The organism is Acutalibacter caecimuris (assembly GCF_034335085.1).
GTDB lineage: Bacteria > Bacillota > Clostridia > Oscillospirales > Acutalibacteraceae > Acutalibacter > Acutalibacter caecimuris.
In genome coordinates this window covers 146,514-160,328 of sequence record NZ_JAWXXJ010000001.1, presented here as the reverse complement: position 1 = coordinate 160,328, position 13,815 = coordinate 146,514, and the positions used below count along the sequence as shown (strand labels likewise).

The 13,815-nt window shown below is 64.3% G+C and carries 10 protein-coding genes; 3 read left to right on the top strand and 7 right to left on the bottom strand.

Features of this window, described 5'->3' with window-relative positions; genetic code table 11:
• Positions 1-25: 25 nt before the first annotated feature.
• The 6 genes from U8U01_RS00825 to U8U01_RS00800 all read right to left on the bottom strand — a co-directional run bounded on the left by U8U01_RS00825 (position 26) and on the right by U8U01_RS00800 (position 9,671).
• Positions 26-1,111 carry a tetratricopeptide repeat-containing glycosyltransferase family 2 protein gene (locus U8U01_RS00825; protein ID WP_322168951.1) on the bottom strand — a complete coding sequence of 362 codons (1,086 nt, stop codon included), beginning with the start codon at positions 1,109-1,111 and terminating at the stop codon, positions 26-28.
• 94 nt (positions 1,112-1,205) lie between these two features.
• Complete coding sequence (locus tag U8U01_RS00820; RefSeq protein WP_322168948.1) at positions 1,206-2,540, bottom strand: BclA C-terminal domain-containing protein; 1,335 nt, start codon at positions 2,538-2,540, stop codon at positions 1,206-1,208.
• 120 nt (positions 2,541-2,660) lie between these two features.
• Positions 2,661-5,057, bottom strand: coding sequence for an ATP-binding protein (locus tag U8U01_RS00815; protein ID WP_322168945.1), 2,397 nt, complete (start codon positions 5,055-5,057; stop codon positions 2,661-2,663).
• Position 5,058: 1 nt separating this feature from the next.
• Complete coding sequence (locus U8U01_RS00810; protein ID WP_322168943.1) at positions 5,059-6,165, bottom strand: metallophosphoesterase family protein; 1,107 nt, start codon at positions 6,163-6,165, stop codon at positions 5,059-5,061.
• A 59-nt stretch (positions 6,166-6,224) separates the two neighbouring features.
• The gene (locus U8U01_RS00805) at positions 6,225-7,253 is read right to left on the bottom strand and encodes an acyltransferase family protein (protein ID WP_322168940.1); all 1,029 of its coding nucleotides are present in this window, start codon (positions 7,251-7,253) and stop codon (positions 6,225-6,227) included.
• A gap of 441 nt (positions 7,254-7,694) precedes the next feature.
• Positions 7,695-9,671, bottom strand: coding sequence for a methyl-accepting chemotaxis protein (locus U8U01_RS00800; protein ID WP_322168938.1), 1,977 nt, complete (start codon positions 9,669-9,671; stop codon positions 7,695-7,697).
• A 377-nt stretch (positions 9,672-10,048) separates the two neighbouring features.
• Between U8U01_RS00800 and U8U01_RS17395 the strand changes: the two genes are divergently transcribed.
• From U8U01_RS17395 to U8U01_RS00790, 3 genes are read left to right on the top strand one after another with little or no spacing between them, the layout of a single operon-like run.
• Complete coding sequence (locus tag U8U01_RS17395; protein WP_367575582.1) at positions 10,049-10,579, top strand: FIST N-terminal domain-containing protein; 531 nt, start codon at positions 10,049-10,051, stop codon at positions 10,577-10,579.
• A 19-nt stretch (positions 10,580-10,598) separates the two neighbouring features.
• Positions 10,599-11,105: an FIST C-terminal domain-containing protein gene (locus tag U8U01_RS17390; protein WP_367575581.1), complete on the top strand. Its 507-nt coding sequence runs from the start codon at positions 10,599-10,601 to the stop codon at positions 11,103-11,105.
• A gap of 13 nt (positions 11,106-11,118) precedes the next feature.
• Positions 11,119-12,066, top strand: a complete 948-nt coding sequence (locus tag U8U01_RS00790) for a methyl-accepting chemotaxis protein (protein WP_322168935.1) — start codon at positions 11,119-11,121, stop codon at positions 12,064-12,066.
• A gap of 102 nt (positions 12,067-12,168) precedes the next feature.
• Here the strand turns inward: U8U01_RS00790 and U8U01_RS00785 are convergent, their stop codons facing one another.
• Complete coding sequence (locus tag U8U01_RS00785; protein WP_322168932.1) at positions 12,169-13,692, bottom strand: DUF5605 domain-containing protein; 1,524 nt, start codon at positions 13,690-13,692, stop codon at positions 12,169-12,171.
• Positions 13,693-13,815: the final 123 nt, after the last annotated feature.

The following is a 13,815-nucleotide window of genomic DNA, read 5'->3' as shown; positions in this document are numbered from 1 at the left end:
CGGGAAAGGGCCCTGCACAAGCCTTCTACTCTGCCAAGCCGGGGTTCAGGCTGGCGAAGTAGGCCCGGTTATAGGCTACCGCGGGCGCGTCCGGCTGGAACTGGGCTGCCCGCTCGTTATAGGTCTGGGCCTCCTCTTGCCGGCCCAGGCGGCTGTAGCACACGCACAGTTGGATGCAGGGCAAAAAGCCGTAGGCCTCGGGCAGCACAAAACCGCCCCGGCTGTCCTGCCGCGGGCATTCCAGCGCCCGGTGGTACCAGTAGGCGGCCTGCTCCCAAAGCTGCCGGTCCAGGAAATGCTGGCCGATATCGCAGCAGGTTTCCGCCCGGGGGAGGTCGTAGGCAAAGCTTTCCAGCAACGCCTGTAGGGCCAGGTCCTCCCGGTTTAGGGCATACCAGCAGTAGGCGCACTGGCGGCAGGCCTCTATGTTATTCTCCAGCCAGCCCTGCCGGCTGTCCAGAAAATCCCGCAGCACCTGAAGGGCCTCCTGGTAGCGCCGGTGGTAGTACAGCTCCCGCCCATAGTAGAACTGCTGGCGGGGGTCCAGGGCCGTACCCTGGGCCAGCAGCTTTTCGAAGATGCGCAGGTTCCGGTCCGGGTCGGCAGGGTGCAGCTTTTGATGGGTAATGCCGCAATCGCCGTAGCGCACTTTGCCTTTGGTTTCGATCACCTCATGCACCGCGCCCTTCCAGGCCATGCCCGCGTGGTTGCGCACAATGCGCTCCCGGTAATAAGAGAAAGTGACCCGGCCCTGGCTGTCAAAGCCGGTGTAGTAGGGCAGCATCACCACGTCCACATCCTCCCCCAGGCCCGCCTTCAGCCGGAGGAATTTCTCCCGGTCCGCCGGGGCGAGCACATCGTCCGCGTCCAGCCACATACAGTACGCGCAGTGGGCGTGGGAGAAGGAAAAGTTCCGGGCGGCCGCAAAGTCGTCGATCCACGGGAAGTCAAAAACCTGGCCGGTGAAGGCCTGGGCTATCTCTTTGGTGCGGTCCTTTGAGCCGGTATCCACAAGGATGATCTCATCCACCAGGTCCGCCACGGACGACAGGCAGCGGCCCAATACGTCCTCCTCGTCCCGGACGATCATACAAAGGCTGATGGTTGCCATAAAGCCCTCCTATCCGTTTGGTTGCCGTAATAAAGGTGGGAAAGCCTCCCTGGGGCAGGAGGCTTTCCCACTTACACACAGGAAAAGCGGCCGCTTAGGCCAGACGTACCACGGTCATCGACGCGCCGGAGCCGCCCTGGAGCACCACGCCCGCGATGACGCCGGACAACTGGAGCGTCAGGGTATCGCCGGCTGCCAGGGGGGTGACCACCGTAGCCTCGTACCCGGTGGCGGACGCCACGGGCGCAAACACCGAGCCGGGGATGGCCACACCGTTGCGCAGCACCTGGGAGGACAGGGCCACCGCCACCGTGGGGCTGACCCGGTAGGTGATCAGGTAGGTGCCGGTTTCAGGCACGGTAAAAACGGTATTCGTGCCGTCGGCCGTAAAGCCGTCCAGGTTTTGGGCGCTGGGCAGGGGCACCGGGGTACCCCCCAGCACCACCGCAAGGGTCTGCCCGGTGGTGTTAGAGGCGCTCATGGCAGTGGCTGTTACGGCTGGGCCGGTGGGGCCGGTAGCGCCGGTTGCGCCTGTGGGGCCGGTGGCACCGTCTGCGCCGGTGGCGCCTGCCGCGCCCGTGGGGCCGGTGGGGCCGGTGGCACCGTCCGCGCCGGTGGCGCCCGTTGCGCCTGTGGGGCCGGTGGCACCGTCTGCGCCGGTGGCGCCTGCCGCGCCCGTGGGGCCGGTGGGGCCGGTAACGCCGTCCACGCCGGTAGCGCCGGTTGCACCCGTGGGGCCCGTGGCACCGTCTGCGCCGGTGGCACCTGCCGCGCCCGTGGGGCCGGTGGGGCCGGTGACACCGTCCGCGCCTGTGGGGCCGGTTGCACCCGTGGGGCCTGTGGCACCGTCCGCGCCGGTGGCGCCTGCCGCGCCCGTGGGGCCGGTGGGGCCGGTAACGCCGTCCACGCCGGTAGCGCCGGTTGCACCCGTGGGGCCCGTGGCACCGTCTGCGCCGGTGGCGCCTGCCGCGCCCGTGGGGCCGGTGGGGCCGGTAACGCCGGCTACGCCGGTAGCGCCTGTGGGGCCCGTGGGGCCGGTTGCCCCGGTGGCACCGGCAGGGCCGGTAGCGCCATTTGCGCCCGGAGCCCCTGTGGGGCCGGTATCACCCCTGGGGCCGGTGGGGCCGGCCAGGCCATTGGCGCCGGTAGGGCCCATAGCGCCCGTGGGGCCGGTATTGCCGTTCGCCCCAGTAGGGCCCGTGGGCCCGATGCGCCCGGTAGCGCCCGTCGCGCCGGTAGCGCCCGTTGCGCCGGTGGCACCCGTGGGGCCGGTAGCGCCGGTGGGGCCCGTAGGGCCGGTGGGGCCGCCCGGCGGGCAGGGTGGGCAAGGCGGACAGGGCGGAGGGCAGCAGGGGGGCGGGCAAGACGGCCGGCCGCAGTCGCAGCCGTCACCGCAGGCCGAAGAACCCGAATAGATCTTCATGTTCATGCTGGGAATACCTCCAGAAAAGATATGGCCCTGGCTCTCTTGCAAACCAAGGCCTATCTTCAGTATATGCCTGTCCCGGAAAAAGGTGCAAGTCCGCCCCACGGCCGGCCGGAAAACCGGCTACGGGCCCAGGCGGATCAGGTGGCCGCCCAGCAGTTCCGCGATGGCGGGGTCGCAGGTGGTGAAGATCACCTGGTTGCCCCCGGCGAAGGCTTGCAGCAGCCGGGCGGCGTTTTGCCGGCGGCCGGGGTCCATGTCCAACAGAACGTCATCCAGCACCACCAGGCCGCCCTCCTGCTGGAAGTAGAACCGCAGCAGGGCCAGCCGGAAGGCCAGCAGGACTGCCTGCTGCGTGCCCCGTGACAGCAGTTCCCTGGCGGGCAGGCGGTTTTGCCGGCTTTGCAGGGTAGCCCCCTCCCCCAGCCGCACCTGGCCGCCGGTGACCAGGGACAGGTACTCGTCCAACTGCCGGTAGAACGGCGCGAAACGGTCCCCCTGGGCCTCTTTCAGGGCCAGAAAGTCCGCCCGGATCCTGCTGTACTGGCTGTAAAGCCTTTTTTTCGCCTCAAACTGCCGTTGCAGCTCCTGCACCCCGGCCTCCAGCCCGGCCAAGTCCACCTCGTTGGCGGCCTCCTCCTTTGCGCCGATCTCCCGGTTCAACTCGTCGATCTCCCGCAGGAGCCCGCCGCTGCCGTTTACGCCGTACAGGGCGGCATCCAGCCGGCGCTTTTGCGCCTGGTATGCCTCCATGGTCAGGGGGCAGGGGGGCAGGGCCCGGAGCCTCTCCCCCAGGCCGGCGGCCTCTTCCCTTTTCCTGGCGGCGGCCTCCCGCAGCCGGGCAAGGGCTACGTTCTCCCGCTCATACCCCCGCAAGGCTGAGGCCACCACCGCCATGCGCTCCTCCAGGGTATCCGCCCCGGTGCCCGCCAATGCCAGGCGGATGGCGCTGTCCAGGTCCTCCCGCACGGCCACATCCTCCTGTAGGGGGATGCTCTGGAGCGCTGCCTCCAGGGCCTCCACACTGCCGCCGGGCAGCCGGGCCAGCTCCAGTTCCAGCCGGTCCAGGTCCTTCACGGCCTGGGCGTACGCCGCCGCTTTCCCCTCCAGCCCGGCCAGATCCGCCACGCCGTACTTCTCCAGCAGGGCCCCGGCCGCGGCCCTGTCCGCCTCTATCTGCCCTTGCAGGGCCGGGATATCCAGATTTTGGGGGGCGACCCGGATCTCGCCCACGCCGGGGATCTCAATCAGGGCAAAGCCGTCCACATCCTGCTCGCAGCGGGCCCCTACAGGGGCACCCGTGCCCCCGGCCGTGGTAAGGGTGGCGGTGTAGCCGGGCTGTAGGGCGATGCTGGCGTGCAGTTTCCCGCTGCTGAGGCTGGCTTGGGCGGCCCCTGCCCGGCGGAGCAGCCGCCGGCACGTTTCCCCGTCCCGCTCCGCGTCCTTTAGGGGCCCGGCTGCCTGCCGCAGCGTTTCGCGCCGGCGGCCCAGGTCCCTGGCGCGCTCCAGCGCCTGCTGCAAAGCCTGCCTTTTGTCCCGGTTCTGGCGCTGGCCGGCCTCCTGTTTCAGCGCGGCCAGGTGGGCGTACTCCTTCTCCAGCCGGGGCCATTCCTCCAGGGCCCGTTCCATGCGCGCCAGCTCCTTTTCCGCCGCCTGCCGGGAACTTTCCAGCGCCGCGCTGTGCTCTTGGGCCTGCAACTCCCTGTTTTGGGTTTCCAGCCTTTCCCGCTCCTGCCCCAGGGTTTCCAGCCGGGTCTTCAGGGCCTCGTACCCTGCCAGCAGTTCCCTGGCGTCCGCCTGCTCCTGCCGGCGGTTTTCCAGCGCGTAGTAGGCGGCCAGGATCTGCCCCACCCCCTTGTTGTAGGGGTTGCGGATGCCCCGCCGGTTTTTGGGGCCCTGGGCGGCAAAATCCCACAAAGCGCCCAGTTCCTCCAGCTTTTCGTCCAGCTTTTTCAGGTACTGTTCCTCGGAAACGCCCCCTGCCGCGGACAGCACGTCCCCCACGTCCTGCCGGGCCCGGAGGACCTCGCCGCTGGCCCTGCCGCCGGCGCCGGCCTCCATAAAGCCGAAGTACCAGTCCAGGACCGCCGCCTCGTTGCTCTGCCTGCCGAACACAATGTGGTCATACACCCCGGCGCCAAAGGCCAAAAGCCGGCAGAGTTCCTCCTCGGCGGCAGGGCCGGTAAACTTTTCTCCGGTGTCAAAAAGCAGCACGGTGCGGGGGTCGCTGTTGGCCAAATCCCACTCCTTCTTCACGGTTAGCCGCCGGCCGTTGACGGTAAGGCCCACGGTCCCGTCGATGCTGGTGCTCCGGTTGGTGGGGAAACGCTGGGCCACAAAGCTTTTGCCGGTTTTGCGGTTGATTTTAGAACTCACCAGCAAGGTGTCGTAGATGCCGACAATCACCGTGCTCTTCCCGGTTTCGTTATCCCCCAAAACCACGTTCATGCCGGGCCGGAAGGCCAGGTCCTGGCCGTGCATACCGGCGTACTGCTCGTTGGAATAGCGCCATATCTCCATCCTAGCCCTCCTCCTTACAGGCAAGCATCAGGCCAAAGGCCAGGTCCAGCAGTTCCGCATCCTCCCCGTAGTCGGCCAGCAGCCGGTGCAGCAGGGAGCCCGGCACGGTTTCCCTGTCTATCATCTGGGGGGTGATCTCCTGGCGCAGGCCGCTGTCCCGCACCTCGAAGGACAGGTAGCCCCGGCCCGCCTGCCGGTAGATGGCCTGCCGGTCCTCGTAGTCCCCGGCGGCGGCTGTGCCGGAGAGCAGCACCCGCAGGGAAACGGCGGCAGGGTCCGGGTCTGGGAAGGCCAGGGCCCGGCGCAGGTCCTCCCCCCGGCCCACCTCCACCGCCCTTTGGGCGAACCGGATGACTCCGGTTTCCCGCCGCCGGGCCCTAACGGACTTATCCCCGGCAATCTCTATGACAAACACCTCGCCGGTGGCGTGGTCCGCCATGTCGGTCTGCTGGGGGGTGCCGGCGTTAAACACCCGCTGGCCCGGTACGTCCTCCGGGGCAGGGGGGTACGGCACATGGGTGTGGCCCAGCAGCCAGACGTCCATCCCCTTGCTTTCCAGTTCGCCCAAAGTCATCGGGTAATAACGCTGGTCCTGGTCCAGGGAAAGCCCCTCCAGCGCCCCGTGGGCAATGCCCACCCGGTACCGGGCCGGGTCCCCGGCGGCCCCGTCCCCCAGCCAGCCCAAAGCGTTCCCGGCGGAATGCTTGTCATGGCAGGGGCAGGGGTAAAAGTCCACCTCCCCCAGGCTGTAGGGCCGGCCCTCTTTCAGCACCCTGGTATTGGAGGGGGAGTACTCCTCAAACTTCTTCCACAGCAAGTCCCCCTCCCCGCTGTAATAGTCGTGGTTGCCCGGCAAAACCAGCACATGGCCGCCAAACTCCCCCAGAGCCCCGCAGGCCTCCCGGTGCAGGGTGGCCGGTATGCCCCGGACTTTGTCGTATAGGTCGCCGGCAATCACCAGAAAGCCGCAGCCCTCCCCATTGCCCACCGCCACGGCGTTGCGCAGGGCCTGCATACGGGCCTCCCGGTAGCGCGCGGCCACCTCCGGGTCCTCTTTTTGATAGCTGCGGCCCAAATGCAGGTCGCCGGTCAGTAAAATCTTGATCATAGCTTGCTCCCCCTGTGTGTTCTCCCCCCGGCCCTGGCTGTGCGGTACCAAGCCCGCCCTTACGTCCCGGCCTTTTTCCTCCTGCTCTGGAAAAACCAGACAACCGCCCCCACGGCCGCCCCCGCAGCCAGGGAAACCAGGAAGGTAAACAGCGCCAGCATATGGTATAGGCCAAATTCCCGCTGCCAGGGCAGGTAGGCGTAGTAGGCCCCCCGGATCAGGTCCAGGAAATAGATATGTACGATGTAGACCGGCAGCGAGGCGTACCGGCCCAGCCAGGCCAGCGCCGCCACCGGCTTGTTGGGGGCCGCCAGCGGGTGGCAGGCCGCCAGATGGGCCAACACCAAAGCCAGCAGGGCCGCGCCCAGGTAGAGCTCCCACACGCCCAGGGCTTTAAACTCCCCAAGGGCCAGGGCGCAGCAGCCTGGGATGAGCACCCAATAGGCCCAGCCCGGTAGGGGCCGCAGGGGGCTGCAAATTTTTAGCAGCTTGCCCAGCAGGTAGAAGGGCAGGCCCAGCAGCAGGAAATTGCGGTAATGGTATAGCTGGAAACCGGCCGCGGGCCGGGGGGCCAGGGTATGGTAGAGGGCCAGGCCCCCCAGCAGCAGCAGGGCCGAAAGGGCACCCAGCGCGGCTTTTTTGTACGGCAGCTTTTGGGCCGCCGCGGAAAAGAGGATATCCAGCAAAACGCAGTAGAGCAGCGCGCCCAAAAACCACAGGTGCCCGCTGATCGGGGATTCGTTAAACAGGAGGAAGTCCCAAACCCGCCCGGCAGAGAACAGTTCTCGCAGACGGTGCTGGGCCGCCTGGGCGGAAACCTGCCGGGAAAGGTCCACCCCCAAATACGCCAGATTGGAAAATACCGCCAGCAAAAAAAGCTTGGCCGCCTGCATCCACTTGCGCCGGGCCGTAAAGCCCACCGAAAAATAGCCGGAGAACACAAAGAATAAGGGCACGGCAAACCGGGCCAGGGCCACCACTTCCTCTGCCCAGGCCACATTGCTGCCGCTAAAATTGTGCAGGCAGATAACGGCAAACGCCCCTATCAGCCGCAACAGGTCGATGGTGTTGTTCCTTGCCTTTGTCATGGCTAAACCTCCCAGGGGCAGGGCCCGCCCCCAGGCCCCCTCTGTCCCCTTTATACGATTATACTTAAAATAAGCCTATAACAGCCCGGTCAAAATGTCAAGGCTTTTTTCGGCAGGGGTGTTTCCAAAACGAAGGGATTAAAAACGGGGCTCCGGCAACCAAATGGTAAAAGTTTCGTCGTCTCACCTGCCGGTTCGGTAGGCTCGTAACGGCCACCCCCGGTGGCCCTCGCCCTTTTCAAAGGTGGTGGGGTTTTTAGGGGCAAAGCCCCTAAATCGCCGAAGGCCAAAATTTCGTTATAAACTCTTCGCTTTGGACACTCCCTTCGGCCGGGGTGGTGCAAAAAAATCCCCGTCAACCTTCCGGTTAGCGGGGATTTCTCACACAGCATATGGCCCCTTATGGGCAAAGGGCGGCTTTTCTGGCTTTCTCTAAAAGCCCTAGTCCTGGCCCAAAGTAAACTGGTCCACCAGTTGCTTAAGGCTGCCCGCCTCGGCGGAAAGCTCCTCGCTGGCCGCGGCGCTCTCCTCCGCGGTCGCGCTGTTGGTCTGCACCACCGAGGAGATCTGCTCGACCCCCTCCGTTACCTGGGCGATGGCGCTGGTCTGGCTCTCCACCGCCTGCACCACAATGTCCATCTGGGCCGTCACCTGGCCGGCCAGTTGGCTGGTGCGCTCCAAGGCGCCGGTCACCCGGCCCACGGCCTCGTTGCCCTCAGCCACCGTGGCCATAGAGCCCTCTATCAATTCCCTGGTAGCCTTGGCCGCCTCGTCCGACTGGGTGGCCAGGTTGCGCACCTCTTCGGCCACCACCGCAAACCCCTTGCCCGCTTCCCCGGCCCGGGCGGCCTCCACCGCGGCGTTCAGGGCCAAGATATTGGTCTGGAAGGCAATGTTCTCAATGGTGGCGATGATCTTGGCGATCTCCTGGGAGGAGCCGGAGATCTTGCCCATTGCCCCGTTCAGTTCGCCTACCGCCTCTACGCTGGCCCCCAACTGGGCCCCGGCCTGGCCCACAAACACGCCGGCCTGCTCGGCCGCGGCCGAGGTGCGCCGGGCGCTGGCGGAGATATCGGTGATGGTGGCGGCCAGTTCCTGCACCGAACTCGCCTGGGTCATAGCCCCCTGGCTCAGGGTCTGGGCCCCGGAGGAAACCTGCCCGCTGGCGGCCGAAACCTGCCCCGCGGCGGCGTCTATCTGGCGCATGGTGGCGTTCATCTGTTCCTTCAGCCCGCGCATGGCCTGCAAAATGGTTTCAAACTCGCCCACATAGGCTTCCCGGTGGAACGAACGGATGTCAAAATTCTTCTGCGCCATCTGGGTCAGCAGGAAACTGATGTCATGGAGGATCCCGTTGAGCCCTGCCACCAGCTCCCCGGTAGAGCGGGTGAGTTCTGCGGTTTCGTCCCGGCCAACGGTTTCGGGCACAGGGGAGGAAAGGTCGCCCGCGGCCAGCCGTTTCATCCGCTGGGCACAGGCCCGCATGGGGCGGCTGATGTTGGTGGAAAGTTTCAGCGCCACCACCACCGAGGCCAAAATGGAGAGCAGGATCACCGCCAGGTTCACAATAATAGAGAAGTATGTATCGCCCAAATAGTCCCGCTGCAAGGCGGTCACAGCCAGGCTCCAACCGTCCGTGCCATCCACCGGGGCGTAGGCCGCAAAGCGGGGGCCGTCCTGGGCGTTAAAGCTGCCAAAGCCCGCCTGCCCCTGGCACATGGCCTGGTGGATCGCCGCCAGCTCCTTCAGCGAGCTGTCCGTCTGGGCCTCCCGGCCGATGTTCTGGGTGGTGACGGTTTCCAGGGTGGCGTCCGCAATGGTGTCGCCCGCCCGGTTCAGCATATAGGCCCGGCTGCTGCCGCTGACCCGCACCGAGGACACAATGTCATTCAAAAAGGTTTCCGGGGGCACAAAGTAGACCACGCCCACAATGTCGGCCCCGTGCTTGCCGCCGGCATACAGGGGGGCCGCCACCATAATGGAAAGCTCCCCGGTCACCTTGCTGACCAAAGGCTGGGAAACATACACCTCCCCCGCCATGGCCCGCTGCACATACTCCCGGTCAGAGTAGTCTTTGCCGTCAAAAATACTGACCCCGTTAAGGCCGATCACGTTCCCCCGCTGGAAACCGTGCATGGCCACCCGCTCATCCATAATGGCGCGCTTTTCCTCCACGGGCACGCTGCTGTCTGCCAGTTGCGGCACACAGCCCGTATCTATTACCACGTTTTTATAAGCCGTCAGTTCCTGGGTAATGCGCTGGGAGGCCAGCAGGGCCGTTTCGCCCATCATGCCCTCCACCGTGGTCAGGGTGTTGCGGTAGGTCAGGCAGATGCTCGCGGCGCCTACAGCCAGCAAAGCCAGCACCACCGTAACAATCAGGCAGGTCGTAATCTTCTTGCGAATACTGTCCATCATACTCCACACTCCCTCATGTGAAAACTGGATGGGCACAGCCCACCCTTTCCATATTATACTAGCCAAGGGGGTATTTGTCAATGATGAAAGCCCGCCTCCCCTGCCCCCCCAATATCCGCAGTTGACAGCCGCCCGGTTTTCACGTATAATCTTTACCAGAGAAGATAGCTTAAGGCAACACCGCACAAAGATTGTGCGCGCGTTGCGCCGTCAGATTTTTCGTCAGAGTGCACAGATTGAGCGCCTTCAATCTGGCGATTGGCAAGCGAAAGCTGTGTGCTATGACGGAAAATAGGCAAGCGGATCGTAAGCAAAGGCCGTAGGCCGGTCTTTGTGCGGCGTTGCCTTAAAACCAACCATAGGGGAGTGACAACAGCTTGAAACAATTCTTTGGTATGAGCCAGAGCGGCAACCTGGACGAAGCGCTCCGCGGCCTGCATACCCCGCAGTTTATCATGCTACTATCCACCAACGAGCAGTTTGAAAAGCACGTGGCAGAGCTTGAAAAACAGTTCCCCGGCGTGCCCAGCATCGGGTGTATCGGCATGGGCTACCACACCACCGTAGTACAGCGCGGCGTGGTGGTCATCGCTTTTTATGACGGCGTCTGCGCCACGGCCAACGTGCTGGAGGAAGCCTCCACCATGCCCGCCAAGTATATCCGCCGGCTGGAGGCGGACATAAAAACCGTCCAGGCCGCCGAGGAAAACACGGTTTGCATCGATTTTTGCAGCGGCAACGACGCCTGCGTGCTCACCACCATCAACACGGTACTGCGCCGGCGCAACGTCTGCCTTATGGGCGGCACCGGCGACCAGGGCCGGGTTTCCGCCAACGGCCGGGTCTACCAAGACGCCGTGGCCTACGGCCTGGTACGCAACCTGGGGGGGCCGGGTCAAGGCATATAAAGAGAACATCTACCACCAGTTGGGCGATTACCGTTTCATCGCCTCCAACACGGACCGGGCCCGCTACATATTGGGCAGCCTCAACGGCAAGCCCGCCAAGCAGGTGTATAAGGACATCCTCCATGTCACCGACGAGGAGATCCTCACCCGCACCTTCCAAAACCCCTTCGGCAAGCTGAACGGGGACGACACCTGCATCATCTCCATCAAAGAGGTGGTGGGCAACGCCCTGGCCTGTTTCCGCCAGGTCAATGATTCCGACGTGCTCCTTTTGCTGGAGCTGGGCGATTACAAAGCCATCACCCAGGAAACCATCCGGCAAATCACCGCCGACTTCCCCCGCCGTTCCGCCGTTTTCTCCGTCAACTGCCTGTTCCGCTACAAGCTGTTCTCCCAGCACGGCTATATGCAGCGCTATTTGCAGGATATGGCGGTCCTGGGCAGCCACGCCGGCCTGGTGGGCTATGGCGAGCACTACAACAACCGTTTTGTCAACCAGTCCATGACCTGCGTGGTCTTTGAGTAAAGGAGGGGACACCATGGGTATCTTTTTCAATCGGAAACAAAAGCCCCGCCAGCCCCAGGAGCCCCAGGACCTGTACCCGGTGCTGCACGTGGCCGAAAGCCTGGGCCAGTACCGGCAGGAGCTGGTGCAAAAGGAAGTGGCCGCCCTGCAAGAGCTCAGCCTGGTCAACTCCTCCTTCTCCGGGGTGGTGCAAGAGGCCGCCCTGTTCCAGAACAAGCTGCAGGACCTGGGCGATTCCTTCGCCAATATCGACGAAACCGCCGGCCAGTTCGGCCAGGTGCGCGCCGGCATCGCAGAGAGCGTTTCCGGCGCCCAGGCCCTTATGGTAGAGCTTGGCAAAGTTTCCGCCGCCGTCCAGGGCTCCTATACGGAAATGGCGGAAACCTTCGCCCAGCTTCAGGCCGCCATCAACGGCATCCAGCAGTGCATGGGCAAAATCGTGTCCATTGCCGACGAAACCAATATCCTAGCCCTCAACGCCTCCATCGAGGCCGCCCGGGTGGGCGTGGCCGGCAAGGGCTTCGCCGTGGTGGCCGTGCAGGTCAAGGACCTGGCCAAGGAGATCAAGGTCCTGGCCGGCGAGGTAGACGCCGAGGTCAACAATATCGAAACCCACGCCAATGCCCTCAGCGGCAAAATCGCCCACTCCCAGGCCACCCTGGGCCAGGGCGTGGGCATCGTGACCCAGACCGATGAGAGTTTCCAAAGCATCACCGCCTCCGCGGACAGCGCCCTGGACGTGCAGGAGGAGATCTCCAGCGTCATCCAGAACTCCCAGGTAGAGCTTCAGGTCATCTGCAAGTTCTTTGACCGTATCAAGGACCTGAACCAGCAGGTCCAGGCGCACATCAACAACGCCAGCCGCCTGGGTACCACGAAAAGCGCCATGTTTGAGGATATGGACAACATGATCTCCCAGCTCCCCCCCATCGTCCGCGACCTGGAGGGCCATGGCGCCTGACCAGGCCCGCGCCCACCGGCATAACCGACCAAAAAACCTGCCCCATCCGGGCCGCCCCACAGGGCCGCGCGGACAGGGCAGGTTCTTTTTTTACCGCCGTACTTAGCCGGGCAGTTTGGTCAGCCGCACCGCCATGTATTCTTTCCCCGGCAGCTTTATGCGGAACTTGCCCTCGTGCACCCCGGCGCCGGTCACGGTCATCTCCCAGGTGTCTATAACCTCCGCCTTCCACTGTTCCCCCGCCGGTTTCGTAAAGTCCCGGAAACTGGGCCGCCCAAACCCGTAGTAGTGTATCTCGTACCCGGCGCCGCCGCCAAAGGCCAAAAAGCCCGGCCCGTCGGGTACGCCCACCACCTCGTCAAAGCTGCCCTGGCCCCGTTTCAGGCCGTAGCCGGGGGTTTCCCGCAGTATCCCGTGCAAAAAGCGGATGCGCGCCGGGCTCTCCCCATGCAGTTCCCCGCCGTGGCTCCACCACAGGATATCCTCCCGCTCGTCCACAAAGGTTTCCCCGTGGCCCGCGTAGCCGCCCCGCAGGGCAGCCTCCCAAAACCGCCTGGCCAGCTCCTGGCCGGAGATATTCCCCCAGCCCATGTCAATGTTCCCCTCGTAGCTGATCTCGTCCCACACAATGGGCTTGCCCCAGCGGGTGCGGTACTCGTCCGTATACTCCACGTGCCGGTAAAGGTCCTGCCTCTGTAAGCTGCAATGGGTAATCCACGGCCTGCTGTGGTCGTAAAAGGCCATGCAGTTGTGGATGCCCCGCAGGTGCCGGTAGGGGTCGTTTTGGCAGATGATCCCGGCGTAGCGTTCCCAGTCCTCCAGCGTCTTGGCCGCCAGCAGGTCATATTCGTTGGCCAAGCTCCACCACACGTTGCGGTAGGCGGCAAACCGGGCAATCACATACTTCCAGTACAGGTCGTCCTGTTCCGAGGTCATGGACTTAAACCCCCAGCGGTCATAGGGGTGCATCACAATCACGTCCGCCTCTATCCCCCGCTCCATCAGGTCCTCCAGGCACCGTTCTATGCGGCGGAAGTGCGCCGGGTTAAACCGGGTAAAGTCCCACCGGTTGCCGGAGATGTCCATCTCATAGGTAAAGTTCTCCTCGCACAGGCCGCTGTTGTCCATGGGCGTGCCCTCATAGGGGAACGTCACCGGGTCCCGGAAATTGTGGATGTAATGCTTGGGGAACACGCAAAAGCGCATCTTGTTAAAATACCCCTTGTCCAGCTCCGCCAGCGTCCGCCGGTACACCTCTTCCGGCTGATGGGCCCAGGCGTAGCAGGTGGTGCCCACCGGGTAATAGGGGGTGCTGTCCTCATAGGCAAAGTGGAACTGCCCCACCACCCGCATGGGCCCGTGGTTCCCCGCTTTCGGCGGGGTCACGGTAAACCCGCCGGCCACAGCCTCGCCAAAGCTGCCGCCCATTTCGTAGGTATATTCCCCTTCAAAGCTGGGCATAAACCGGGCCTTATAGGTGCCGTCCCCGTCGTAAAAGCCCTCTACCGTAACGGTTTCCTCCTTCCCCTTAAAGGTCGCCGTGCAAGTGTAGTCGGTAAAGGGGTTCCCCTCTGTTTTGCCCGGGGCGCTGATCTCCAGCATCCCCCATTTTTCCACAGTTAGCATAATGCCTGCCTCCTTTGTTTTCGTCTGTACTTTATACCAGCATACCTACCGCTTTTTTCTATCCGCCATAGTGCTTTTCCCCCCACCCGCTACCCTTTTGGGGGCAGTAGCGGCTGATCTCCA